Source organism: Hoeflea sp. AS16 (assembly GCF_038900095.1).
GTDB lineage: Bacteria > Pseudomonadota > Alphaproteobacteria > Rhizobiales > Rhizobiaceae > Hoeflea.
Genome location: NZ_JBBMQQ010000002.1, coordinates 26,437 through 49,993, shown reverse-complemented (window position 1 = coordinate 49,993; position 23,557 = coordinate 26,437). Strand labels below are relative to the sequence as shown.

Annotated in this window: 24 protein-coding genes; 5 read left to right on the top strand and 19 right to left on the bottom strand. The window is 62.4% G+C overall.

Features of this window, described 5'->3' with window-relative positions:
• Positions 1–32: 32 nt before the first annotated feature.
• From WNY80_RS05560 to WNY80_RS05515, 10 genes are all read right to left on the bottom strand, one after another.
• The gene (locus WNY80_RS05560; protein ID WP_342886371.1) at positions 33–3,023 is read right to left on the bottom strand and encodes a 2-oxoglutarate dehydrogenase E1 component; all 2,991 of its coding nucleotides are present in this window, start codon (positions 3,021–3,023) and stop codon (positions 33–35) included.
• Positions 3,024–3,087: 64 nt separating this feature from the next.
• Positions 3,088–3,501, bottom strand: coding sequence for a nuclear transport factor 2 family protein (locus WNY80_RS05555; protein ID WP_342886370.1), 414 nt, complete (start codon positions 3,499–3,501; stop codon positions 3,088–3,090).
• Positions 3,502–3,528: 27 nt separating this feature from the next.
• Positions 3,529–4,431: a succinate--CoA ligase subunit alpha gene (sucD, locus tag WNY80_RS05550; protein WP_342886369.1), complete on the bottom strand. Its 903-nt coding sequence runs from the start codon at positions 4,429–4,431 to the stop codon at positions 3,529–3,531.
• A gap of 4 nt (positions 4,432–4,435) precedes the next feature.
• On the bottom strand, positions 4,436–5,632 hold the full coding sequence (gene sucC, locus WNY80_RS05545) for an ADP-forming succinate--CoA ligase subunit beta (RefSeq protein ID WP_342886368.1): 1,197 nt from the start codon (positions 5,630–5,632) through the stop codon (positions 4,436–4,438).
• A gap of 136 nt (positions 5,633–5,768) precedes the next feature.
• Positions 5,769–6,731: a malate dehydrogenase gene (gene mdh / locus WNY80_RS05540; RefSeq protein ID WP_342886367.1), complete on the bottom strand. Its 963-nt coding sequence runs from the start codon at positions 6,729–6,731 to the stop codon at positions 5,769–5,771.
• A gap of 163 nt (positions 6,732–6,894) precedes the next feature.
• Entirely contained in the window at positions 6,895–8,067 is a 1,173-nt protein-coding gene (gene zapE, locus WNY80_RS05535) for a cell division protein ZapE (RefSeq protein ID WP_342886366.1), read from the bottom strand.
• A 36-nt stretch (positions 8,068–8,103) separates the two neighbouring features.
• Positions 8,104–8,625 carry a protease inhibitor Inh/omp19 family protein gene (locus WNY80_RS05530; RefSeq protein WP_342886365.1) on the bottom strand — a complete coding sequence of 174 codons (522 nt, stop codon included), beginning with the start codon at positions 8,623–8,625 and terminating at the stop codon, positions 8,104–8,106.
• 164 nt (positions 8,626–8,789) lie between these two features.
• Complete coding sequence (locus tag WNY80_RS05525) at positions 8,790–9,233, bottom strand: hypothetical protein (protein WP_342886364.1); 444 nt, start codon at positions 9,231–9,233, stop codon at positions 8,790–8,792.
• A gap of 103 nt (positions 9,234–9,336) precedes the next feature.
• Positions 9,337–9,939, bottom strand: coding sequence for a peptide-methionine (S)-S-oxide reductase MsrA (gene msrA / locus WNY80_RS05520; RefSeq protein ID WP_342886363.1), 603 nt, complete (start codon positions 9,937–9,939; stop codon positions 9,337–9,339).
• Positions 9,940–10,029: 90 nt separating this feature from the next.
• Positions 10,030–10,929 (bottom strand): LysR family transcriptional regulator, encoded by a 900-nt coding sequence (locus WNY80_RS05515; RefSeq protein ID WP_342886362.1) that lies wholly within the window; start codon positions 10,927–10,929, stop codon positions 10,030–10,032.
• 90 nt (positions 10,930–11,019) lie between these two features.
• Between WNY80_RS05515 and WNY80_RS05510 the strand changes: the two genes are divergently transcribed.
• Both WNY80_RS05510 and WNY80_RS05505 read left to right on the top strand, forming a co-directional pair.
• On the top strand, positions 11,020–12,000 hold the full coding sequence (locus WNY80_RS05510; RefSeq protein ID WP_342886361.1) for an NAD(P)-dependent alcohol dehydrogenase: 981 nt from the start codon (positions 11,020–11,022) through the stop codon (positions 11,998–12,000).
• Between the two features lie 128 nt (positions 12,001–12,128).
• Positions 12,129–13,274: an aminotransferase class I/II-fold pyridoxal phosphate-dependent enzyme gene (locus WNY80_RS05505; protein ID WP_342886360.1), complete on the top strand. Its 1,146-nt coding sequence runs from the start codon at positions 12,129–12,131 to the stop codon at positions 13,272–13,274.
• A gap of 130 nt (positions 13,275–13,404) precedes the next feature.
• Here the strand turns inward: WNY80_RS05505 and WNY80_RS05500 are convergent, their stop codons facing one another.
• From WNY80_RS05500 to WNY80_RS05480, 5 genes are all read right to left on the bottom strand, one after another.
• Positions 13,405–14,184 carry a succinate dehydrogenase iron-sulfur subunit gene (locus WNY80_RS05500; protein ID WP_342886359.1) on the bottom strand — a complete coding sequence of 260 codons (780 nt, stop codon included), beginning with the start codon at positions 14,182–14,184 and terminating at the stop codon, positions 13,405–13,407.
• 15 nt (positions 14,185–14,199) lie between these two features.
• Complete coding sequence (gene sdhA, locus WNY80_RS05495; protein WP_342886925.1) at positions 14,200–16,035, bottom strand: succinate dehydrogenase flavoprotein subunit; 1,836 nt, start codon at positions 16,033–16,035, stop codon at positions 14,200–14,202.
• Positions 16,036–16,047: 12 nt separating this feature from the next.
• Positions 16,048–16,437, bottom strand: a complete 390-nt coding sequence (gene sdhD, locus WNY80_RS05490; protein ID WP_342886358.1) for a succinate dehydrogenase, hydrophobic membrane anchor protein — start codon at positions 16,435–16,437, stop codon at positions 16,048–16,050.
• A 9-nt stretch (positions 16,438–16,446) separates the two neighbouring features.
• Positions 16,447–16,842: a succinate dehydrogenase, cytochrome b556 subunit gene (gene sdhC, locus WNY80_RS05485; RefSeq protein WP_342886357.1), complete on the bottom strand. Its 396-nt coding sequence runs from the start codon at positions 16,840–16,842 to the stop codon at positions 16,447–16,449.
• Positions 16,843–17,105: 263 nt separating this feature from the next.
• On the bottom strand, positions 17,106–17,570 hold the full coding sequence (locus tag WNY80_RS05480) for a GNAT family N-acetyltransferase (protein WP_342886356.1): 465 nt from the start codon (positions 17,568–17,570) through the stop codon (positions 17,106–17,108).
• A gap of 253 nt (positions 17,571–17,823) precedes the next feature.
• On the opposite strand from WNY80_RS05480, the gene WNY80_RS05475 reads away from it, so the two are divergent.
• Together WNY80_RS05475 and WNY80_RS05470 are read left to right on the top strand one after the other, a co-directional pair.
• Positions 17,824–18,231, top strand: a complete 408-nt coding sequence (locus WNY80_RS05475; protein ID WP_342886355.1) for a hypothetical protein — start codon at positions 17,824–17,826, stop codon at positions 18,229–18,231.
• 275 nt (positions 18,232–18,506) lie between these two features.
• Positions 18,507–18,752: a DUF982 domain-containing protein gene (locus WNY80_RS05470; RefSeq protein WP_342886354.1), complete on the top strand. Its 246-nt coding sequence runs from the start codon at positions 18,507–18,509 to the stop codon at positions 18,750–18,752.
• Positions 18,753–18,856: 104 nt separating this feature from the next.
• On the opposite strand, the gene leuC is transcribed toward WNY80_RS05470, so the two are convergent.
• On the bottom strand, positions 18,857–20,266 hold the full coding sequence (leuC, locus tag WNY80_RS05465) for a 3-isopropylmalate dehydratase large subunit (RefSeq protein WP_342886353.1): 1,410 nt from the start codon (positions 20,264–20,266) through the stop codon (positions 18,857–18,859).
• A gap of 283 nt (positions 20,267–20,549) precedes the next feature.
• On the bottom strand, positions 20,550–20,813 hold the full coding sequence (locus WNY80_RS05460) for a hypothetical protein (protein WP_342886352.1): 264 nt from the start codon (positions 20,811–20,813) through the stop codon (positions 20,550–20,552).
• A gap of 97 nt (positions 20,814–20,910) precedes the next feature.
• Here WNY80_RS05460 and WNY80_RS05455 point away from each other — a divergent pair, with 97 nt between their 5' ends.
• On the top strand, positions 20,911–21,843 hold the full coding sequence (locus WNY80_RS05455; RefSeq protein ID WP_342886351.1) for a LysR substrate-binding domain-containing protein: 933 nt from the start codon (positions 20,911–20,913) through the stop codon (positions 21,841–21,843).
• A gap of 20 nt (positions 21,844–21,863) precedes the next feature.
• Here WNY80_RS05455 and WNY80_RS05450 read toward each other — a convergent pair whose 3' ends face one another.
• On the bottom strand, positions 21,864–22,499 hold the full coding sequence (locus tag WNY80_RS05450) for a class I SAM-dependent methyltransferase (RefSeq protein ID WP_342886350.1): 636 nt from the start codon (positions 22,497–22,499) through the stop codon (positions 21,864–21,866).
• Between the two features lie 130 nt (positions 22,500–22,629).
• Positions 22,630–23,481: a hypothetical protein gene (locus WNY80_RS05445; RefSeq protein WP_342886349.1), complete on the bottom strand. Its 852-nt coding sequence runs from the start codon at positions 23,479–23,481 to the stop codon at positions 22,630–22,632.
• Positions 23,482–23,557 lie beyond the last annotated feature (76 nt).

The following is a 23,557-nucleotide window of genomic DNA, read 5'->3' as shown; positions in this document are numbered from 1 at the left end:
AGACAGTTCAGTTGTCGGCAGCGCAGGCGGCATCAGCCGCCCAGCGCATCCTCGAGGAAGGCTTCAAGCTGTGCAAGGTGACGCGACATCAGGCCGGTTGCCGTCGAGGCCGATGCCGGCCGGCCGGTGTAGCGGACACGCTGGAACTTGGCATCGATATGGGCCAGCACCCATTCCAGGTACGGATCGATGAACGACCATGCACCCATGTTCTTGGGCTCTTCCTGGCACCAGACCATTTCGGCGTTGCGGAAGCGCGACAGCTCGTTGATCAAGGCCTTGGCCGGGAACGGGTAGAGCTGTTCCAGGCGCAGCAGGTAGATGTCGTTGATGCCGCGCTTTTCGCGCTCCTCGTAGAGATCGAAATAGACCTTGCCCGAGCACATCACCACGCGGCGGATCTTGTTGTCCTTGACCAGCTTGATCGGCTCGTTCTTGAGCAGTTCGGCATCGTCCCACAACAGCCTGTGGAACGAGCTTTCGCCCGACATTTCCGCCAACGTCGACACCGCACGCTTGTGCCGGAGCAACGATTTCGGCGTCATCATGATCAGCGGCTTGCGGAAGTCGCGCTTCATCTGACGCCTGAGGATATGGAAATAGTTCGACGGCGTGGTGCAGTTGGCGACCTGCATGTTGTCTTCCGCACACATCTGCAGGAAGCGTTCGAGACGGGCCGAAGAGTGCTCCGGACCCTGTCCCTCGTAACCATGCGGCAGCAGGCAGACGAGGCCCGACATGCGCAGCCACTTGCGCTCACCCGAGGAGATGAACTGGTCAAACAGCACCTGCGCGCCGTTGGCGAAATCGCCGAACTGGGCTTCCCACAACGTCAGCGCGTTTGGCCGCGCCAGCGAGTAGCCGTATTCGAACCCGAGCACGGCCTCTTCCGACAACATCGAGTTGATGACTTCGTAGCGGGCCTGGTTCGGCGCCAGGTTGGCGAGCGGAATGTAGCGCTCCTCGGTTTCCTGGTCGTAGAGCACCGAATGCCGCTGGCTGAAGGTGCCACGCTCGACATCCTGTCCGGAAAACCGGATCTTGGTGCCTTCCAGAACCAGCGATCCGAAGGCCAGTGCCTCGGCAAAGGCCCAGTCGATGCCTTCGCCGGTTTCGATCATCTTGGCACGGTTGTCCATGAACCGCTGGATGGTGCGGTGCGCCTTGAAGTCCGCCGGCACTTCCGACAGCTTCTTGCCCAGTTCGCGCAATTGCTTGAGCGGCACGGCGGTCTTGCCGCGGCGCTGCTCATCCTGGTTGTCGGCGGTGCGAAGCCCCGACCATTGACCGTCGAGCCAGTCGGCCTTGTTCGGCTTGTAGCTCTGGCCGATGTCGAATTCGCTTTCCAGATGCGCGCGCCAGTCGGCCTTCATCTTTTCGTATTCGCCCTCGGTGATCACGCCTTCCTCGATCAGGCGGCGCGAATAGAGCGTCACAACCGTCTCGTGGCTGCGGATCTTCTTGTACATCTTCGGCTGGGTGAACGCCGGCTCGTCGCCCTCGTTGTGGCCGAAGCGCCGATAGCAGAACATGTCGACCACCACCGGCTTGTGGAAGGTCATGCGGAATTCGGTTGCCACCTTGGCGGCGTAGACCACCGCTTCCGGATCGTCGCCATTGACGTGGAAGATCGGCGCCTCGATCATCTTCGCCACATCCGAGGGATAGGGCGAGGAGCGCGAGAAGCCCGGATTGGTGGTGAAACCGATCTGGTTGTTGATGATGAAATGCACGGTGCCTGCGACCCGGTGGCCGCGAAGCCCCGACAGGCCGAGAATTTCAGCCACGACGCCCTGACCTGCAAACGCGGCATCGCCGTGCAGCAACAGCGGCATCACCTTGACCCGCTCTCTCAGCGGAATGATGTCGCCTTCGAATTCCGTTGCCAGCAGATCCTGCTTGGCCCGGGCCTTGCCCATCACCACCGGGTTGACGATTTCCAGGTGCGACGGGTTGGCCGTCAGCGACATGTGGACCTTGTTGCCGTCGAACTCGCGGTCGGATGATGCGCCAAGGTGATACTTGACGTCGCCCGAGCCTTCGACCTCGTCGGGCTTGAACGAACCGCCCTTGAACTCGTGGAACACCGCCCGGTGCGGCTTCGACATCACCTGGGTCAGCACGTTGAGGCGGCCGCGGTGGGCCATGCCGAAGACAATCTCCTTCAGCCCCATGTTGCCGCCGCGCTTGATGATCTGCTCCAGCGCCGGGATCAGCGATTCGCCGCCATCAAGGCCAAAGCGCTTGGTGCCCTTGTACTTGACGTCGATGAACTGCTCGAAGCCTTCCGCCTCGATCAGCTTCTGCAGGATCGCCTTCTTGCCCATGTCGGTAAATTCGACGCCCTTGTCGGGGCCTTCGATACGTTCCTGGATCCAGGACTTCTCTTCCGGATTGGAGATATGCATGAACTCGACACCGAGCGTCGAGCAATAGGTGCGCTGCAGGATGTCGATCATCTCGCGGATGGTCGCGTATTCGAGCCCGAGCACGTGATCGATGAAAATCTTGCGGTCGTAGTCTGCCTCGGTGAAACCATAGGCTTCAGGCGACAACTCGTTGTAATCATTGTCGGGTTGCTGGGCGATTCCGAGCGGATCGAGCTTGGCGTGCAGATGGCCGCGCATGCGGAAGGCGCGGATCATCATCAGCGCCCGCACCGAATCGCGCGTGGCTTGGGTGACATCGCCGCTTTCAGCCGGCTTGCCTTCGGCCTGGGCCTTGCCCTTCAGCTTGTCGCCGACGACCTTCTCGACATACCCCCAATCGCCATCAAGGGCTGAAATCAGTTCGCCACTGGCAGGCACTGGCCAGTTCGGTTGCTTCCAGGATGCCCCGGCAGCGGACTTGCGCACCTGGTCCGGATCATCCTTCAGCTCGGCAAAGAATGCCTGCCATTCTGCCGGCACGCTGCCCGGATCATCCTCGAACCGGGCATACATCTGCTCGATGTAAGCAGCGTTGCCACCATACAGGAACGAGGTTTCTGCCATGATGTCGTTGGCTTCGTCGTTGCGTGCCATGGATCTCACCTTGTTTCCGGGCTCTCTCCGGCCCTATCCCTAGACTTTGAGGCTTGTGCGGCACTCACGCCGCGGCAAGCCTTCCCAACCCGGTTCCCAGCGCCGCCGTGTCGCTGAAAACCTGGTACCGGACGATCTTGCCGTCTCGTAATGTGAACATGTTGACTGTTTCGGTCCGCACCTTGCGTGCCGTCGCCTTGACCGTCCATTCGCCCTTGAGCACCGTGATGACGGTGTCGCCCGCGACATGGATTGCAAGCGGTTCGACCGTGTCGATCACCAGGTGATCGCCCACGGTCGCAATGAACGCTTCGAAGCCGTCGAACCCGGTCCAGTCTCCGGCCCAGGGCAGAAGCCCCTCAGGCGCCGGATAATGCACCTCGATATCGTCGGAAACGACGCCGCGCAGGGCCTTTCTATCGCCCGCTTTCAGCGCGGCGTAGTAGCGGTCCAGCGTTTCGCGCACGGCGTCGCTCATTGGTCCAGCCTTTGTTTGACCCCGGGATTATCCCTTGAGGACTTCAACCAGTGTCTTGCCAAGACGCGCAGGCGACGGGGAGACGCGGATGCCCGCAGCTTCCATTGCCTTGATCTTGTCGTCAGCACCGCCCTTGCCGCCCGAAATCACGGCGCCGGCATGACCCATGGTGCGGCCGGGAGGTGCCGTGCGACCGGCGATGAAGCCTGCCATCGGCTTCTTGCGGCCCTTCTTGGCCTGCTCGATCAGCCATGCGGCCGCATCTTCTTCGGCCGAGCCGCCGATTTCGCCGATCATGATGATCGATTCGGTTTCCGGATCGTCGAGATACAGGTCGAGGATGTCGATGAACTCGGTGCCCTTGACCGGGTCGCCGCCAATGCCGACAGCACTGGACTGGCCAAGACCTTCATTGGTGGTCTGGAACACGGCTTCATAGGTCAGTGTGCCCGAACGCGACAGGATGCCCACCGAGCCCTTCTTGAAGATGTTGCCCGGCATGATGCCGATCTTGCACTCGTCCGGCGTCATCACGCCGGGGCAGTTCGGGCCGATCAGCCGCGACTTCGACTTGTCGAGAACAGCCTTGGCGCGGATCATGTCCTGAACCGGGATGCCTTCGGTGATGCAGACGATCAGTTCGATTTCGGCCTCGATGGCTTCGATGATCGCAGCCGCAGCGCCTGCCGGCGGAACGTAGATCACGGACGCATTGGCGCCGGTCTGCGCCTTGCCTTCAGCAACGGTTGCGAAGATCGGCAGCTTCTCGCCGCCCGAACCTTCCCAGGTGGAACCGCCCTTTTTCGGGTGAATACCGCCGACCATCTGCGTGCCGTGATAGGCCAGCGCCTGCTCGGTGTGGAAAGTGCCGGTCTTGCCGGTCAGGCCCTGAACCAGGACCTTGGTGTTCTTGTCGATCAGAATGGACATGGTCTCAGGATCCCTTCACCGCATTGACGATCTTCTGGGCTGCATCGTCGAGATCGTCGGCCGCGATCACGTCAAGGCCGCTTTCGTTGATGATCTTCTTGCCGAGCGCCACGTTGGTGCCTTCAAGGCGCACCACCAGCGGAACCTTCAGCCCGACTTCCTTGACCGCGGCAACAACGCCCTCGGCAATGACGTCGCACTTCATGATGCCGCCGAAGATGTTGACCAGAATGCCTTTGACGGCCGGGTCTGCGGTGATGATCTTGAACGCTGCGGTAACCTTTTCGGTCGTCGCACCGCCGCCAACATCGAGGAAGTTCGCAGGCTCCTGGCCATACAGCTTGATGATGTCCATCGTCGCCATCGCGAGGCCGGCGCCGTTGACCATGCAGCCGATATTGCCGTCGAGCGCGACATAGGCGAGGTCGTATTTCGAAGCCTCGATTTCCTTCTCGTCCTCTTCGGACAGGTCACGCAGCTCGAGAATGTCGGGATGACGGAACAGCGCGTTGTTGTCGAACGACACCTTGGCGTCGAGCACCCGCAGGCGACCGTTCTTCATCACGATCAGCGGGTTGATTTCGAGGAGCGCCATGTCCTTTTCGACAAACGCCTTGTAGAGGATCGGGAACAGCTTCTCGCCGTCCTTGGCCGCGTCACCTTCAAGCTTCAGCGCACTGTTGAGCTTGGCAAGATCCGCTGCCGTCACACCTTCCATCGGGTCGATGGCGACGGTGATGATCTTCTCGGGGGTTTCTTCGGCAACCGCCTCAATGTCCATGCCGCCTTCGGTGGAGACCACGAAGGCCACCTGACCGACGGTGCGGTCTACCAGGATCGAGAGATAGAGTTCGCGCTCGATGTCGGCGCCGTCTTCAATGTAAAGCCGGTTGACCACCTTGCCGGCAGGACCGGTCTGCTTGGTAACAAGCGTGTTGCCGAGCATTTCCTTGGCATGCGCCTTGGCTTCCTCGATCGAGAACGCCAGCCGGACGCCGCCCTTGGCGTCGGGGCCGAGTTCCTTGAACTTGCCCTTGCCGCGTCCGCCGGCGTGAATCTGGCTCTTGACCACATAGAGAGGACCCGGCAGCGATTTCGCAGCCGCTTCCGCCTCGTCAGCCGAGAAGATGGCGACCCCTTCGGCCACCGGCGCGCCAAAACCCTTGAGAAGGGCCTTGGCCTGATATTCATGGATGTTCATGGGAACTCCTGGATTGAGTAAACGGTCGAGAGCGTCTTGACGTTTCGTTAAGCCTGGTAACGCTCTAACCCGATGTTCTTACGCAAATCTGAACGGAAAGCCGGTTTGCAGCTTTCCGTTCGATATCCGTGGCCGATTACTTCAGGTTCGGTGCGATGCCGATGCAGGCTTCGCAAAGCCCTGCAACGGCTTCGACCGACTTGTCGAAGGCCTTCTGCTCGGTCTTGTTCAGCTCGATCTCGATGACGCGCTCGATGCCGCCCTCGCCGATGACGCAGGGCACGCCGACATACATGTCCTTGACGCCATACTGGCCCGAAAGATGTGCGGCGCAGGGCAGAACCCGCTTCTTGTCCTTGAGATAGCTCTCGGCCATCAGGATCGCCGAAGCTGCCGGCGCATAATAGGCCGAACCGGTCTTCAGCAGCGAAACGATCTCGGCGCCGCCATCACGGGTGCGCTGGATGATTTCCTCGAGCTTTTCCTTCGAGGTCCAGCCCATCTTGATCAGGTCAGGCAGCGGGATGCCGGCAACCGTTGAGTAGCGTGCCAGCGGAACCATCGTGTCGCCGTGGCCGCCAAGCACGAAGGCGGTGACGTCTTCAATCGAGACGTTGAATTCTTCGGCGAGGAAATGACGGAAGCGGCCCGAGTCGAGCACGCCGGCCATGCCGACAACCTTGTTCTTCGGCAGGCCGGAGAACTTCTGCAGCGCCCAGACCATCGCGTCGAGCGGGTTGGTGATGCAGATCACGAAAGCGTTGGGAGCGTATTTCTTGATGCCCGCGCCAACCTGTTCCATCACCTTGAGGTTGATGCCGAGAAGGTCGTCGCGGCTCATGCCCGGCTTGCGGGCGACACCGGCGGTGACGATGCAGACATCGGCACCTTCAATCGCGGAATAGTCATTGGCGCCGGAAAGGCGGGAGTCAAAACCTTCGGCAGGTGCGGACTGGGAGATGTCGAGCGCCTTGCCCTGCGGTGTACCTTCGGCAATATCGAACAGAACAACGTCGCCCAGTTCCTTCAAGCCGGCCAGATGGGCGAGCGTGCCGCCGATCATTCCCGAACCAATCAATGCAATCTTGTTGCGCGCCATATCGAAATTCTCCACAGGTCGTTGTGTTCTGGAACCTGCCTAACGCCTGGCCCCGATTTCGACATTTCGCATAGACCGAATGACCAAGAGTAGCAACTCAAACTTTCGACATGAGCATTTTCAATCGGTTAGCTTATGAAATTCTTACGTAAACGTAAATATTTTACGCGCCGCCTGACGTTGATTGCGCATGATTTGCCTGGCTTGCTTCCAGATAGGCTTCGCTTTGCATCTCGTTCAGGCGCGAAGCCGTGCGCGCAAACTCGAAACTCTCGGTCCCGGTCTTGCCGACATACAACCCGTCAGGCGCCGCCTCCGCAGAGACAAACAATCGGTTCTTGCGGTCATAAAGCGTGTCGATCAGGGTGATGAAGCGCTTGGTCGCATTGCGGCTGGCTTCCGCCATCACCGGCACCCGGTCGACAAAAACCGTGTGGTAGCGCTTGGCGATCGCGGCGTAGTCGTTGGCCCCCAGCGGCGCCTCGCACAGACCGGCAAAAGAGAACCGCGCAGCCCCCGCGCCGGCATCCGGCACGGCCACTTCCCGGCCCTGCACCTCGACCACCTCGGGCGCCGTCAGCTTGCCTGCCGTCACCTGCTTCCATGCCAGGTCCATGGCGTCGTCGCCTTCACCATCGCCCAGCTGGTGATACACCGGCATCCGGGTGGTTGTTTCCATCCGGTAATCGGTGCGCGCATCGAGATTGATGATGTCGACATTGTCCTTGAGCAACTTGATGAACGGCAAAAACAGCTGCCGGTTCAAGCCATCGCGGTAAAGCTGGTCCGGCTCGACATTCGATGTCGCCACCAGCACGCAGCCGCGCTGGAACAATTGCTCGAACAGCCGCGAGAGCAGCATGGCGTCGGCAATGTCGGTGACAGAAAACTCGTCGAAGCACAGCACCCATGCCTCATCGATCAGCTGGGCCGCCACCGGCGGCACCGGATCGGTTTCCCTGGTCTCGCCGTTCTTGAGTTTTTGCCGGTGGGCATGGATGCGCGCATGCGCGTCGGCCATGAAATCGAGAAAATGCGCCCGCCGCTTCCGTTTCGCCGGCACCAGCTCGAAGAACATGTCCATCAGCATGGTCTTGCCGCGGCCGACCGAGCCATGAACATAAAGACCGCGCGGCGGCACGTTCGAGGACCGCTTGCGCCCGAACATCCAGCCCAGCGCGCTTGACTTGGTGGCGAGCCGCTTGGTGGAAACCTCGTTGAGCAGGTCGTCCAGCCGCTCGGCCAGCGCAACCTGCGCCGGATCGGGGGAAAATTCGCCGCTTGCCACGCGGGCCGCATAGGCGCTCGCAACGGTGTCGTGTCTCTTCCAGCTCATAAGGCAGGGCCTATCGCGTCAGGCTGTACCCTGAACTTAACGGGAAAGGGAAATCGGCTGACCCGTCGAGGTCGAACCGTCGTAGCGCTCGTTGGCCGACTGGTAGAGCCGGGCGATCTGGTTGCCGCTGGAATCGGCGAGAATGACCTGCTTGCCCTGCACGTCCCATGCCGCGATTGCCGCCGCATTGCCGACACATCCGCGCGATGCCGCGCGGTATCCGCCGGTCCACTTGGTCAGCGACAGGAACACGTCACAGGTCGAGCCGCTGCTTGCCGCCGACCAGCGGCCGATCAGCGCTTCGCGCGTCAGTTCTGGTGCGTTGGTCGCGGCCACCTGCGGTGCCATGGTCTGCTCGGGAGCTGTCGGCGCGGCAGGAAACTCACCCGGCTGCGGCGTCATCGGCGGCGCAAGCTGGCCCGATTCGACCCCGCCCACCGGGGCAGGCATCAACGGCGCCGGCTGCTGCTGGGTGTTCAGTCCACCGAAGGATGTCCGCTGGCATCCGCTAAGCGCTGCGGCAACCGCAACTGCGACCAGCAAGGTGTGCATCTTCATAGATAAGCTCCGGTTACGCGAAACATGTGCTTCGCTGTTCGCCCCATTAAACCGCATAAAATGACCATAGGATGGAAATTGCAAGGCAAACCGGCCCAAGGAGCATATTAGCTGGACGATAATCCAATGTTATTGACGCCAATACACCAGTCGCACCTCAATTGTCACCCGCGTATTTGTATACCCGGTACCCAGACATAGCCTTCCGGATCGACAATGAAGCATTCGCGCAACCCGTGCGGCTTGTCGAGGCTGCCCGCCAGCACGTGGTCGCCGCGCGCCCGCGCCCGTGTTTCCACCTTATCGGGATCAAGCCCGTAGACCCTGATCTCGACCCCGGCGCCGCGGGTTTCCGCCCCGGCAACGATGCCCGACAGCGGGTGGTTCGAATAGCTGTGGTCGGCATGCAGCATGAACACCGATCCGCACAGTTCGATGGCGGCGAAATCCTCGTCGCTGTCCAGGATCATCGCGCCGAGGCAATCGCGGCAAAATGCGATCTCCGCTGCCATGTCACGGACCAGAAGGTTGATGCCGATGCCCCGCGGCAGCGAGCGCCCGAAATCATCGGCCGCCATCCACGGCTCCTTGCTGCGCTTCATTGCCATCTCGCTCTCCTGTCGCGGACCCGGCCGGACACTGCCAGACTGGCCAGCCCTTCAGGCTGATGTCAATGGCGTAAGGCCTGGCGGCATCGTCGGACAGCCATGGCTATTTGACGACGCCGAAGGCTGCTTGTTCGCCCCAAAGCGATTTGATGTCCTGGTCGCGGCCGCAGGCACGGCGGTAGTAATTGTAGCGCACCGGGCTCTTTGTGTAGAAATCCTGGTGGTAGTCTTCCGCAGGCCAGAACCTGGCCGGCGGTTCGATTTCCGTGACCACCGGCTTGCCCAGCACGGCCTCCGCGTCGGCCTTCGCCGCTTTGGCAAGTGCGGCCTGCTCGTCATTGAGCGTGTAGACCGCCGTTGTGTAGCTGTGGCCGCGGTCGCAGAACTGGCCGCCGTCATCGGTCGGATTGATGGTCCGGAAGAAGGTTTTCAGCAACTCGGCATAGCTCACCACCGCCGGATCGTACCTGATCTCGACGGCTTCGCGGTCGCCATTGGCGACGTGGCTCTTGTAGGTCGGATTGTCGGCCTTGCCGCCGATATAGCCGGAGATGGTTTCGGTCACGCCTTTGACATGATCGAAATCGGATTCCACGCACCAGAAACAGCCCCCGGCAAAAATCGCGATACCGGTCTCTTCGGCCCGGGCCGGCGCTGCGGTCAGGACGGTGGCAAACACGGCGGACGTCAGCAGCAGTCTGAGCATGGAAATCTCCTTTGTCTCACACGAACCTAGCCGGGGCCCCGCCGAAGACAACTCACGCTTCCGCACAAAGCCGTGAAGCGGCAGCCCGGCTCAGCCAGCGAAAGGCCGCGCCAGCTCTTTTGCCATCAGATCGAACACCAGCCGCACCCGCCGGCTGGTGTGAACCTCCCGGTGCGTCACCAGCCAGACCGGCACGATGATCGGATCGAGATCGGGCAGCACCTGGACCACCTCCGGTTCGGCATCGCCGATATCGGCTGACATGATGCCGATCCCCAGCCCCTGCTTCACATGGCTCCATTGCACCAGGTGACTTTCCGAGACGATGGGAAAATTCTTCTGCGTCAGCGTCAGCCCGAACCGGCGCATCGCGGCGATGAATTCGCCGGAGCGGTTGAAGCCGATGAAATCCGCCTGCGCAAACCCTTCCGGCGTAGACGGGTTGCCGATGCTCTCGAGATAGCCCGGCGTGGCGTAGATCCGGCCATGAATGTCATGGATCTTGCGCGCCACAAGATTGGGCTGCGTCGGCCGGTAATTGCGGATGGCGATATCCGCCTCGCGCCGCCTCAGATCGCTCTCGGTGTTGGTGGCGACGATCTCGACATCGATGCCGGGCGCAACGTCCCGTATCTGGCGGATGATCGGCGGCAGCCGGAACGCCGCATCGACCTCGCTGGCGCTGACCGACACGGTCCCCTCGATCGCCTGCGCCTTGCCCGACGCGGAAAGCGACATCCGCGACGCGGCCTCGCCCATGGCGCGGACATGATCCATCAGCTCGAGCCCGCTCGGCGTCAGCGTCAGCCCCCGCCCCGCCCGCTCGAACAGCGCCACCCCGAGTTCCTGCTCCAGCGCCGTGACCTGTCGCCCCAGCGTCGGCTGCGCCATGCCGAGCGCCCGGGCCGCCGCGGACAGCGAGCCTTCCTCCGCCGTGACCAGGAACGCCCGGGCCCGGTTCCAGTCGAAATTCACCGATCTCCAATCCATGCATATTCGCATATCATATCGGCATATCTGGTCAATTTATTCTACGCTATCGCATGAGTATATGTCCGGCACGAAACGGAGATCAGACAGATGCAAGCCATTGCCTATTCCAGCTACGGACCGCCAGAGGTCCTTCGGCCCGTCACCCTGCCCCGGCCAGAGCCGAAACCCGGTGAAGTCCTGGTCCGGATCCACGCCACCAGCGTTACCTCCGGTGATTACCGCGCCCGCAGCCTCGACATGCCGCCGGGCTTTGGCCCGGTCGGCAGGCTGGTATTCGGCCTGTTCCGCCCGCGCCGGCAGGTTCTCGGCACCGAGTTTTCGGGCGTGGTCGAGGCGGTCGGAAGCGACGTCACCCGCTTCGCACCGGGTGACCGGGTCTTTGCCTATCCCGGCGCGACCTTTGGCGGCTACGCCGACCATGCGGTGATTGCCGAAACCGCCGCGATTGCCCATGCACCGGAAAACCTCGGCCTTGACGAGGCAGCGGCAATCCCGTTTGGCGGCGCGACAGCGCTCAGTTTCCTGCGCGACAAGGCCGGCATCAAACCCGGCGACCGGGTCCTGGTCATCGGCGCTGCGGGCAGCGTCGGCAGCGCCGCCATCCAGCTGGGCAAGGCCTTTGGCGCCGACGTCACCGGCACCGCCTCACCCGCCAAGCTCGACATGGTGCTCGGCCTCGGCGCCGACCGGGTGATCGACCACAAACAAGAAGATCCCGCCGCCGCCCCCGGAGCCTATGACATCATCCTCGACACCAGCGGCACCGCGACCTACGCAAGATACGCCGCGGCGCTGAAACCCGGCGGGCAACTGCTTCTGGTCTCCGCCAACCTGTGGCAACTTCTAGCCACGCTGTTCGCCCGCAAGACCGGCGGCCGCAAGGCCTATGGCGGCTATGCACCCGAACGCGCCGAAGACCTGCGCTTTCTCGCCGATCTCGCAGCCAGCGGCCGCTTCCGGCCCTTCATCGACAAGCGCTTTCCACTTGATCAGGCTGCTGCCGCGCACCGGTATTTCCAAAGTCCGGCGCGGAAAGGCAATGTCGTCATCACCCTTGATCCGGCCTGAACCACCCGATCGGCAAGCCTGCACACGGCCGTTGAAATTCCTCACCGGACTGCATAGACACGAGGGCAAGGACAGGACGCGCCGGCGTCCCCGAATCTGGCCACGCTGCCAGGGAAAGATGACGCGACATGACCCTCCCCAACGATCTCAAGCCCTCCACCATCGCGGCCCAGGCCGGCGGTGTCATCGACATGCCGTCGGGCGGCGTGGTTCCGCCGGTGCAGCCCTCGACCACCTTCGTCCGCGACGAGGACTATGCGCTGGTCAATCCGGACAACATCTACCTGCGCGACAATTCCGACATTGTCCGCATCGCCGAAAACGTGCTGGCGCGGCTGGAAAACGCCGAGGAAGCGCTGCTGTTTCCCTCCGGCATGGCAGCGATCGCAGCCCTGTTCCGCACATTGCCCAATGGTGCCACGGCGTTGGTGCAGTCGGGCATCTACTGGGGCACCACCAAGTGGCTGAGGGATTTTTCCGCCCGCCGCCAGATCACCCTGCACGAGGTCGATGCCGCCGACCCGGCCGCGCTCGAACAGGCCTGCGCGGAGCACAAGCCGGATCTGGTGTTCATCGAGACCCCATCCAACCCCTGGCTCAAGACGGTCGACATCGCCCACGCCGCAAACTGCGCCCACAAGGCCGGCGGCCTGCTGGCGGTTGATTCCACCGCCGCGACGCCGATCCTGCAACGTCCGCTCGAGCTTGGCGCCGACATCGTCATGCATTCCGCCACCAAGGCGATCAACGGCCATTCCGATGTGCTCGCCGGCGTGCTCGCCACCTCGGCACCCGCAGCCAGGATCTGGACCGAGATCAAGGCCGACCGCCACGACGCCGGTGCGGTGATCGGCCCGTTCGAGGCCTGGCTGCTGCTGCGCGGCATGCGCACGCTGCCATTGCGCGTCGAACGCATGTGCCGCTCGACACAAACCATCGCCGAATTTCTCGAAGCTCATCCGAAGGTGGCCGACGTCTATTATCCCGGCCTTGAAAGCCACCCCGGTCACGACATCGCCAAACGCCAGATGCACGGCGGATTCGGCTGCCTGTTCTCGTTCCTGGTCAAGGGCGGCAGCCCCGAGGCGCTCGCCGTCGTCGGCAAGCTCAGGCTGTTTCACCGCGCCACCTCGCTCGGCGGCGTCGAAAGCCTGGTCGAGCACCGCCACACCATCGAGCCCCACACCGGCATCCCCGAAAGCCTGATCCGGGTTTCGGTAGGCATCGAGGATGCGGACGACCTGATTGCTGACCTGACACAAGCGCTGGGATAGGTGCGGAACTCGGAGTTTCTCAATCTCCCCCTTGCGGGGGAGATCAGGGGACCGCCAAACTCTCGGCCATGATCAAACACAAAAAAGGGGAGCAGATGCTCCCCTTTTTCAATGTCCGATCTTGCCTGGCCTACACCCGGCGCTCGACCATCATTTTCTTGATCTCGGCAATCGCCTTGGCAGGGTTGAGGCCCTTGGGGCAGGTTTGCGCGCAGTTCATGATGGTGTGGCAGCGATAGAGCCGGAACGGATCCTCGAGATCATCCAGCCGCTCGCCGGTGCATTCGTCACGGCTGTCGATCAGCCAGCGATAGGCCTGCAGCAGCACGGCGGGACCGAGATAGCGGTCGCCGTTCCACCAGTAGCTCGGGCACGAGGTCGAGCAGCAGGCGCACAGGATGCACTCGTAAAGGCCATCAAGCTTGGCCCGGTCTTCGTGGCTCTGCTTCCATTCCTTCGCCGGTGTCGGTGACACGGTCTTGAGCCAGGGCTCGATCGACCGGTGCTGGGCGTAGAAATTGGTCAGGTCCGGCACCAGGTCCTTGACCACCGGCAGGTGCGGCAGCGGATAGACCTTCACCGCACCGTCGATCTCGTCGAGACCCTTGGTGCAGGCAAGCGTGTTGGTACCGTCGATGTTCATCGCGCAGGACCCGCAGATGCCCTCGCGGCAGGACCGGCGCAGCGTCAGCGTCGCGTCGATCTTGTTCTTGATCCACAACAGGCCGTCGAGCACCATCGGACCGCAATCGTCGGTGTCGATGTGGAACGTGTCGATGCGCGGGTTTTCCGCATCATCCGGCGACCAGCGGTAAATCTTGAATTCGCGGGTGTTCTTGGCCCCTTCCGGCTTCGGCCAGACCTTGCCCGGCTTCGGCTGCGAATTCTTCGGGAGTGTGAGTTCAACCATGGTCTCTGTTCCCTCTTAATACACGCGTGCCTTGGGCGCGATCTTGGCGAGATCGATGCCCTCGGCGATCAGCTCGGTGTGGACCGGGCGGTAGTCGAGTGTGACCTTGCCCTTGTCGTCGACCCAGGCCAGCGTGTGCTTGCGCCAGTTCTCGTCGTCGCGGCCGCCGAACGGACCATCGACATAGTCTTCACGGGCATGGCTGCCGCGGCTTTCCTTGCGGGCTTCCGCGCCGTAGACCGTGGTGATGGCGCAAGCCATCAGATTGTCGAGTTCCAGCGTTTCCATCAGATCCGAATTCCAGATCATCGAGCGGTCGGTGACCTTCACGTCGGGAAGTTCCGACCAGATCTGGCTCATCCGCTTGCAGCCCGATTCCAGCGATTCCTGGGTCCGGAACACGGCCGCGTCTTCCTGCATGGTGCGCTGCATCTTCTCGCGCAGCACGGCAGTCGGCGTCGAACCATCGGCGTGACGGATGGTGTCGAACCGGGTCATGATCTTCTCGAACGAAGCCTCGTTGACCTGCGGCACAGCCGAAGACCGGTCGATCACTTCGCCGGCGCGGATTGCCGCCGCACGGCCAAACACCACCAGGTCGATCAGCGAGTTCGAACCCAGGCGGTTGGCGCCGTGCACCGAGGCGCAACCGGCTTCGCCGACGGCCATCAGGCCGGGCGTCACCCGGTCCGGCTCGGCCGTTGTCGGGTTGAGCACTTCGCCCCAGTAATTGGTCGGGATGCCGCCCATGTTGTAGTGCACCGTCGGCAGCACCGGGATCGGCTCACGGGTGACGTCGACACCGGCGAAGATCTTGGCGCTTTCCGAAATGCCCGGAAGCCGCTCGTTCAGCACCGCCGGATCGAGGTGATCGAGGTGCAGGAAGATGTGGTCCTTGGCCTTGCCAACGCCACGGCCCTCGCGGATTTCCAGCGTCATGCAGCGCGAGACAACGTCACGCGAGGCCAGGTCCTTGGCCGATGGTGCGTAACGCTCCATGAAGCGCTCGCCCTCGGAGTTGACCAGGTAGCCGCCTTCGCCGCGCGCGCCCTCGGTGATCAGGCAGCCTGCGCCGTAGATCCCGGTCGGGTGGAACTGCACGAACTCCATGTCCTGGAGCGGCAGGCCGGCACGCGCGATCATGCCGTTGCCGTCACCGGTGCAGGTATGCGCCGATGTGGCCGAGAAATAGGCCCGGCCATAACCGCCGGTCGCCAGCACCACCATCTTCGCCGAAAAGCGGTGAATGGTGCCGTCGTCGAGGTTCCAGGCAACCACACCTGTGCAGCGGCCATCCTCTTCCATCAGCAGGTCGAGCGCGAAATACTCGATGAAGAATTCGGCGTTGTTTTTCAGCGACTGGCCATAAAGCGTGTGCAGGATGGCGTGGCCGGTACGGTCGGCAGCCGCACAGGTGCGCTGCACCGGAGGGCCTTCGCCGTAATTCTGCATGTGGCCGCCGAACGGCCGCTGGTAGATGCGGCCATCTTCGGTGCGCGAGAACGGAACGCCGTAATGTTCCAGCTCGTAGACCGCCTTCGGCGCTTCCATGGTCAGGTACTGCATGGCATCGACATCGCCGAGCCAGTCCGACCCCTTGACCGTGTCGTACATGTGCCACTGCCAGCTGTCCGGCGTCATGTTGGTCAGCGAGGCGGCGATGCCGCCCTGTGCCGCGACCGTGTGAGAGCGGGTCGGGAACACTTTTGAAATGCAGGCGGTCTTGAAGCCCTGTTCCGCCATGCCCAGAGTGGCACGCAGCCCGGCGCCACCGGCACCCACCACGACCACGTCATAGGCGTGATCGACTATCGTATAGGCGCGTCCGCCAATGTTGACGCTCGACGTCATTACCATGATCTGTCAGCCTCCGAAGCCGAGTTTGAGAACCGCGAACAGCGACACTGCGCCGACCACGATTGAAAAGAATGTGTTGAGGATCAACAGGCTCACCTTCATGCCCTCGGCATGAACATAATCCTCGATGATCACCTGCATGCCGAGCTTCATGTGAATGATGCCCGAAATCACCATCAGCCCCATCACCACCGCCACCAGCGGATTGGACAGCGCGCCGACGACCACCTCATAGGGTTCGCCGTTATAGGCGATGATGAAGAACAGGAAGAACAGGATCAGCGGCACGTTGGCCACCGCCGTCAGCCGCTGCCGCCAGAAATGGTCGGTGCCTTCCTTGGCCGAACCGAGCCCGCGGACCCGGGAGAGGGGTGTACGCATATTCTTGGTATCCATGTCTCTCTCCTAGAAACGGGCTGCGTAACCGGCGATCCAGACCAGGATCGTCAGAACGATGGAACCGGCGATCGTTGCCCAGGCCATCTTGGTCGAGGTTTGCGGATCGAAGCCGCGGCCGGTGTCCCAGATGAAATGTCGGATCCCGCCAAGCAGATGATGCAACAGCGCCCAGGTGTAGCCGAACAGGACCAGCCGGCCCAGGATCGAGCCGAAGATGCCGTTGACCCAGTCGAAATAGGCTTCGCCGGAAGCCGCGGCCACCAGCCACCAGGCGACCAGCAGCGTGCCTGCATAAAGCGCCATGCCGGTAAACCGGTGCATGATCGACATCACCATGGTTGGAATTTGTTTGTAGATGCTCAGGTGCGGCGACAACGGCCGGTTCTGCGTCACATTGGTCATCGGGACCTTGTCCTTTTTTCCCTCAAGGAGAGCCACACGCATACCCGCGATGCGGTCGGCGGCGGCTGTGCGGTGGTTTTAGTGCGTTATATGCACCGCGTCAAAGCCCGGATTGCAGTCAACAATGCGCTTTTCGTCGAAAACAAACCCGGAATTCGCCATTCATTACGCTTCAAACGATTCAAAATGCTTAACAAGGCAAGAATGCGCGGAATCACGTCCTGCAATCAGCCAACATCGACCCGTTTGCAACGCAAAAACATTTAGCGCGAATGGTCGAATCGCATTTCCCAGCTGCTGAAATCCGCCTTGGTGGCGAGTTTTTCGTACAGCTTGCGGCCTTCTTCCGACGAACGCGGCGCGTTGAGGATGATTCGCGACCAGCCATGTGCGTCGCTTTCCTCCGCCAGCATGTCGAGCATCGCCTGTGCAATGCCCATCTTGCGATGCAGGTGGCTGACATAAAGATGGTCGACCTGGCCCAGCCGCATCCCGGTCACCGGGTCCGGCAGATCGTAGAAAATCACGAACCCGACCAGTTCGCCGTCAAGCCGGGCGCCGAAAATCTGGGCGACGCGGTCCTGCAGCAGCGTTTCGGCGTAGAAATCGTCCGGCCGACGCGGCGCGCCACGCTTGAGCGACTGCACGTAAGCCGCCAGCAGGGGCGAGAAATGATGCGCGTCATTGAGGCGCAACAGCGAGATGTCGATGTTCTTGGGCGTATCCATGGGCCGCATGTTTCGTCGAAACTCCGGTCCCGGTCAAGTCTGTCGAAAGTCTCATCGCACCGCCAACCCGGACCGGCGGGCACACGGCGTATTTTAACTCTAACCGGCATTTGCCGCGGCGCCGGCGTGACTCCGGTTTCCACCTCATGCAAAATGCGCTCAGGGCATAATACCGTGAGGATTGTCTGCCGGCATCTGCCATCACCTGCAAGCCCCGACCTGCAAGCCCCGACCTGCAAGAAGGAAACCGCAAATGACCGCCAAGCCTTTTTCGCCCGCAAGCGCCCGCAGAGCTGTCCAGGCAGCAACCCTTGCGCTGCTGATCGGCTTCGCAGTGAGCGGCACCTCGCTGGCCGCCGAAATCAAGCCCCCGTCGAGCAAGACCAAGCGGCACAATGACCGCGATGTCACCATCATCGTCATCGACAAGGATGACCACAGCTCGCGCTCGAAGGCCGGCAAGCTGGACCCGTCGCTGCCCGATCCGGCGCGTGCGCCTGCATCACGGACCATCCGCGACGACGACGAGCTGACCATCCGCATCAGGCGCAACCGCGATGCCCGGACCGGTTCGACCAGGAAACCGGGTCCGAAGATCATCACCATCGACAAGAACTCCGGCGCCTGTGGCGGCGGCGGCGTGTGCGTGATCCGTCCATAGCAGCGCGCAAGCGGGCGCTGGAACGATCTCCTCGTCTTTACCCCGGCTGTTGCCGGCAGCCGCCCAGGTGGCCATTTGCCGTCCGCACCAGTGTCACAAAATGATCCAGTCGGACGCATCGGCTGCATTTGCCGCACTTTCTGCTCCGTAACGGCACACATCCCCGCCTGTCGGCATTTTTGCGACACCGCAGTGTAACCATGCTGCCGGGATCAGCGTGACCTCGGGCCGGGATAGGCAGACACTGTCTCCATCAAGTCCAAGGAGGTAGCATCATGCGATCAACAGCCTGGAATACTCCGATCACCATCGATGATCCCGAGACGGGGTTTCACCGGACAGTCAAGACCGCCCGGCAGGCGAAAAACCTGCTGCACCGCAACTGGCCGGACGCGCACGGCAGCCGCTACCATGATGCCGAGCAGGCCTGCGACGCAGTGATCCATGGCGACGCCATCCCCCGCAAGGCCCGCCACGCCTTCATCGCCGCCGCCATCGAGGCCCATCTGCGCCTGAGCTGACCCGGCCACCAACAAGCCCCCAAGACCACAGAACCCGCCGGGCAACCGGCGGGTTCTTTTGTAAAGTTCGTTTGAAGACCGCCGTCAGGCAGCCCGGCTAACGCCTACTTCCACTCGCGGATATCGACGAAATGTCCGGCCACTGCCGCGGCGGCTGCCATTGCCGGCGAGACCAGGTGGGTGCGGCCCTTGAAGCCCTGGCGGCCTTCGAAGTTGCGGTTCGAGGTCGAGGCGCAGCGTTCGCCCGGCTTCAGCCGGTCGTCGTTCATCGCCAGGCACATCGAGCAGCCCGGCTCGCGCCAGTCAAAGCCCGCATTCTTGAAGATCACGTCGAGGCCCTCGGCTTCCGCCTGCTCCTTGACCAGGCCAGAGCCCGGAACAATCATCGCGTCGACGGTGGAAGCCACCTTCTTGCCTTCGACAACCGCGGCTGCGGCGCGCAGGTCCTCGATGCGGCCATTGGTGCACGAGCCGATGAACACCCGGTCGATGGCAATGTCGGTGATCTTGGTGCCGGGCTTGAGGCCCATGTAATCGAGCGCCCGCCATTTCGAGGTGCGCTTGGCTTCGTCGGCGATGTCGTCAGGGTTCGGAACCACACCGGTGACCGAGATCACGTCCTCGGGCGACGAGCCCCAGGACACGATCGGCGGCAGCGAGGCGGCGTCGAGACGGACGATCTTGTCGTAATGCGCGCCCTCGTCGGACGGCAGCGACTTCCAGTACTCGACCGCCATGTCCCAGGCCTTGCCCTTGGGCGCGCGGGGTCGGTCCTTGAAATAGGCGTAGGTCTTCTCGTCGGGCGCAATCAGGCCGGCGCGGGCGCCGCCTTCGATGGTCATGTTGCAGACCGTCATGCGGCCTTCCATCGACAGCGCGCGGATCGCCTCGCCGGCAAACTCGATGACATGGCCGGTGCCGCCGGCGGTGCCGATCTCGCCGATGATGGCGAGGATGATGTCCTTGGCGGTGACGCCCTCGGGCAGCACGCCATTGACCTCGACCAGCATGTTCTTGGCCTTGCGCTGGATCAGCGTCTGGGTCGCCAGCACATGCTCGACCTCGGACGTGCCGATGCCGTGCGCCAGCGCGCCGAACGCGCCATGCGTCGAGGTGTGGCTGTCGCCGCAGACGATGGTGGTGCCGGGCAGGGTAAAGCCCTGTTCCGGGCCGACAATGTGAACGATGCCCTGGCGCTTGTCGTTCTCGTTGAGATACTCGACGCCGAACTCGGCCGAGTTGTTGGCCAGCGCTTCCACCTGGATGCGGCTTTCCTCGTTCTTGATGCCCTGCGCCCGGTCGGGCGAGGTCGGCACGTTGTGGTCGACCACGGCCAGCGTCTTTTCCGGCGCGCGCACTGTGCGGTGCGCGGTGCGCAGGCCTTCGAATGCCTGCGGGCTGGTGACTTCATGGACGAGGTGACGGTCGATATAGAGCAGGCAGGTGCCGTCCTCCTGCTCGTCGACCAGGTGGTCGTCCCAGATCTTGTCGTAGAGTGTGCGCGGTGCGGTCATGGTGGTGGTCCGTATGGAAGATGAAGAAAAGTGGATCGAATGCCGCGGTGAGCAGCAGAAAGGACACAGGCTTCAGCCGCGAAGGCCGGAAAGCGCCCCGGATATGCGCGCAAAAAACCGTGCCGGCAGGCGCTTGTGATCCTGCAGCACGAAGACATGAGGCGCGAGACATCTGAATTTCGATCCCATGGCCGGGCTCATACCAATTTTAGCGGGTTCGGGCAATTGTTTTGCGCCGGGTGCCCGCCAGAAGATCCCGAACCGGCCGCGATGACGCGCCTGTTCAGCCGAGCCGATAGCCGGTCCCGAGCAGGCGGCGGTAGTGATCATCGCGCGGATCCGGCCGCGCCGCATCGTCCAGGCCGGTGCCGTGGATGCCGATGTCCTGCCTCATCCGGGCATCAAGCACACCGGCCTGCACATGCAGGCGCCGCCCGCACAGCCAGCTGAACAGCCGCCGTGCCAGCCGCTGGGCCAACCGCCACAGCTTTCCCGGCCCGCCAAGCCACGCGATGCGGCTTTGCGAAGTGCGGTCATGATCGCTCATCACTCTTTCCTTTTGATATGTCGTGAGGCTAGATAGACGCTCGAAGCGGGGACATTCCAACGGAATTCCCGTCTACGCCCATAAAGAGAGCTTATGCATGAAGCTGTCGAGAAAGTTTCCGCTCAACGCGCTGCGCGTGTTCGAGGCCGTCGCCCGGCACGGCAGTTTCTCGCGTGCGGCAGACGAGCTGGGCATGACGCAAACGGCGGTGAGCTACCAGATCAAGCTGCTGGAAGGCATTCTCGGCGAACAGCTTTTCCTTCGCCAGCCGCGCCAGATCGTCAACACCGAGGCCGCGGACCGGATGCTGCCCAATGTCGGCAAGGCCTTCGAGCTGCTGACCGAAGCCATGCTGTCGGCCAGCCAGATGTCCAACGAGACCCTGGAGATCCATTCCTCGCCGACCTTTGCCTCGCACTGGCTGGCCCGCAACCTCGGCAACTTCCAGCTTGAATACCCCAGCCTTGCGGTGCGGCTTTTGCGCGTGAGCAGGATCACCGATTTCAACCGCGACCCCGCTGACATCTCCATCCGCTGGGGCGTTGGTCCCTGGCCCAGCGATGACTGCCACCTGCTCGGCCGGTTTTCCTATGCGCCTATGCTCAGCCCCGCGCTTGCCGAAAGCATCGGCGGGGTCACGAAACCCGAGGACCTGTTGCGGCTGCCGATCATCGGCGCCCAGCAGGAATCCTGGCAGCACTGGTTTGCCACTGCCGGTCTCGCCACGCCCGATCTGTCAGGTCACAAACGGCACAATTTCGTCGAGCAGGATCTGTGCGGCAACGCGGCCCTTGCCGGCCATGGCGTCGCCATCCTCAATCATGTCTATTATGCCGAGGAACTGGCCACCGGCCGCCTTGTCGCGCCATTCAATCACCATTGCACCGATGATATCGGCATCTGGCTGGTGCATCCGGCAAGCCGCCGCAACACTCCGAAGATCAAGGCATTCCGCGAATGGATCACAAAGGCGGTTTCAGCCGACATGCACAGAACCGAGCCCGCGCCGCCGGTTAAAACGGACAAATAGGAAGAAGCGCGCAAAACCCCTCAGGCCAGAACCTCGAACACATGCGCCGTTACCAGCACGTCCGGCTCATCCAGTGCAAAGGCCCGGAACGGCGGGCTTTGTTCAAGCTGCCGCCAGACCCCGCGGCCGGCGAGATCTGCAATTATCGCAGAGAAACCGCCAGTGTGGAAAATCGTGTCCCGCACCGTGAACACCGCATGCCCGCCCGGCCGGGTGATGCGGCACAATTCGGTGAGACCCGACGCCGGCGCATGACCTTCGGTGAACACGCCTGTCGAGAAGAACGCCGCGAAATGATTGTCATCCCAGGGCAACCTCTCTCCCAACGTTGCCCGCTTGAGATCATCGTAAGCACCGCGTGAGTCCGCCACCCGCAGCATCTCTTCGGAGAAATCCAGCCCGGCAATTTGGTCATAGCCGAGCGCCTGGAGATAAGGCCCGGACAGGCCGGTGCCACAACCGGCGTCCAGCAGCGCGCCGGCATCCGGTTTGACGTAACGCGAAACCCAGGCCAGCACCTGAAACGGCAGGCAGTAGCCCGCGGCCAACGTGTCGCGGTCATAGCCCGCAGCCCAGGCCGCATAGGCCGAACTCAGCTCTTCGGGAGATTTAGCCGCATAGACCTGTTCAAGTTCTTCATTGCTGCGTTCAGTCATTTTAATCTCCCTGAACGCTCACTTAGCACTGACGCGGGCCAACTGGATAGTTGTGATCCGGTAGCCGGGCGGTGCGGACAACGGTCCGTTTGTTCTGCGCGAGCAGATTGGCTTCGCGCAATTGAGCCCGTCAATCGCCAGCCTTGCGTCCGGGGCGAAACAGCGGCTTGCTATTATCGCCATCAAACTTGTCGATGAAAATCAGCGCCCCGGCCCGGCGCAGGCGGCCCGAGCCGTCAAACACCAGCGCGAACACCAGAACAGTGAAGACGACCAGGTTGACCAGGGTGCCGAGGGGAACCACCAGGTCGGGCCGCTGGCCGTAGGGCGGCAGCCCTGCGAACACTTCGCCACCCGCGATGGAAAGCGGATAATGCAGGGCGTCGCGAATATCCTGCGCCACCTCGACCGGCAGCCCGAAATGCGGCGACAGCGCCAGCACAACATCCGAGCAGATCCACAGGCAGGTTAGGACATAGGCCAGCCCGACCGGGACGCTGTTGTAAAGCCGCGTCCGGGCGATCGACTGGCCAAATCCCGGCATGTATTCCACCTGGAAGCACAACAGCACCCCGAACGCCATCAGCGGCAGCAGTTCCAGCAGGCTCCAGCGCGGGAAGAACAGAAACGCGGCCGCAAGGTTCACACCCCAGGCATTGCCGAGCATGAATAGCGAAGGCAGGTTCGGCAGCAGAAGCGCCAGCGGAAACAGGGCCCACAAGCGCGAACCGACCGCCAGACCGCGGCGATAGAATGCAATCGCCCCGACCAGCGCCGCGGCAACGAGCAGCGACGGTTGAAGCCACAGGCCGAGCACCGCCGCCATGGCGCTGCAGGTTCCCCCGCCGATGCAACCATTGCCGGCGACAACCGGAACCGTGAACCACAGCACCGGGCCGAAGAACACCGTACCCAGGCCAAGCAGGCTGACGAACAGCACGAACCAGCCAACAAAGGCCCTGGCAATGAGTCTGGAAGGCACGCATCGATCCCCGGGTTGAACTCGCCGGAACCTGCATCCTGGCTGCTAACAAAACCCTAAACCGATTGCGTGTTTT

Bases quoted from the DNA above. Each gene is read 5' to 3' on its own strand.
- WNY80_RS05560 (WP_342886371.1), bottom strand. From the start codon at position 3,023: ATGGCACGCAACGACGAAGCCAACGACATCATGGCAGAAACCTCGTTC.
- WNY80_RS05555 (WP_342886370.1), bottom strand. From the start codon at position 3,501: ATGAGCGACGCCGTGCGCGAAACGCTGGACCGCTACTACGCCGCGCTG.
- sucD (WP_342886369.1), bottom strand. From the start codon at position 4,431: ATGTCCATTCTGATCGACAAGAACACCAAGGTCCTGGTTCAGGGCCTG.
- sucC (WP_342886368.1), bottom strand. From the start codon at position 5,632: ATGAACATCCATGAATATCAGGCCAAGGCCCTTCTCAAGGGTTTTGGC.
- mdh (WP_342886367.1), bottom strand. From the start codon at position 6,731: ATGGCGCGCAACAAGATTGCATTGATTGGTTCGGGAATGATCGGCGGC.
- zapE (WP_342886366.1), bottom strand. From the start codon at position 8,067: ATGAGCTGGAAGAGACACGACACCGTTGCGAGCGCCTATGCGGCCCGC.
- WNY80_RS05530 (WP_342886365.1), bottom strand. From the start codon at position 8,625: ATGAAGATGCACACCTTGCTGGTCGCAGTTGCGGTTGCCGCAGCGCTT.
- WNY80_RS05525 (WP_342886364.1), bottom strand. From the start codon at position 9,233: ATGGCAATGAAGCGCAGCAAGGAGCCGTGGATGGCGGCCGATGATTTC.
- msrA (WP_342886363.1), bottom strand. From the start codon at position 9,939: ATGCTCAGACTGCTGCTGACGTCCGCCGTGTTTGCCACCGTCCTGACC.
- WNY80_RS05515 (WP_342886362.1), bottom strand. From the start codon at position 10,929: ATGGATTGGAGATCGGTGAATTTCGACTGGAACCGGGCCCGGGCGTTC.
- WNY80_RS05510 (WP_342886361.1), top strand. From the start codon at position 11,020: ATGCAAGCCATTGCCTATTCCAGCTACGGACCGCCAGAGGTCCTTCGG.
- WNY80_RS05505 (WP_342886360.1), top strand. From the start codon at position 12,129: ATGACCCTCCCCAACGATCTCAAGCCCTCCACCATCGCGGCCCAGGCC.
- WNY80_RS05500 (WP_342886359.1), bottom strand. From the start codon at position 14,184: ATGGTTGAACTCACACTCCCGAAGAATTCGCAGCCGAAGCCGGGCAAG.
- sdhA (WP_342886925.1), bottom strand. From the start codon at position 16,035: ATGACGTCGAGCGTCAACATTGGCGGACGCGCCTATACGATAGTCGAT.
- sdhD (WP_342886358.1), bottom strand. From the start codon at position 16,437: ATGGATACCAAGAATATGCGTACACCCCTCTCCCGGGTCCGCGGGCTC.
- sdhC (WP_342886357.1), bottom strand. From the start codon at position 16,842: ATGACCAATGTGACGCAGAACCGGCCGTTGTCGCCGCACCTGAGCATC.
- WNY80_RS05480 (WP_342886356.1), bottom strand. From the start codon at position 17,570: ATGGATACGCCCAAGAACATCGACATCTCGCTGTTGCGCCTCAATGAC.
- WNY80_RS05475 (WP_342886355.1), top strand. From the start codon at position 17,824: ATGACCGCCAAGCCTTTTTCGCCCGCAAGCGCCCGCAGAGCTGTCCAG.
- WNY80_RS05470 (WP_342886354.1), top strand. From the start codon at position 18,507: ATGCGATCAACAGCCTGGAATACTCCGATCACCATCGATGATCCCGAG.
- leuC (WP_342886353.1), bottom strand. From the start codon at position 20,266: ATGACCGCACCGCGCACACTCTACGACAAGATCTGGGACGACCACCTG.
- WNY80_RS05460 (WP_342886352.1), bottom strand. From the start codon at position 20,813: ATGAGCGATCATGACCGCACTTCGCAAAGCCGCATCGCGTGGCTTGGC.
- WNY80_RS05455 (WP_342886351.1), top strand. From the start codon at position 20,911: ATGAAGCTGTCGAGAAAGTTTCCGCTCAACGCGCTGCGCGTGTTCGAG.
- WNY80_RS05450 (WP_342886350.1), bottom strand. From the start codon at position 22,499: ATGACTGAACGCAGCAATGAAGAACTTGAACAGGTCTATGCGGCTAAA.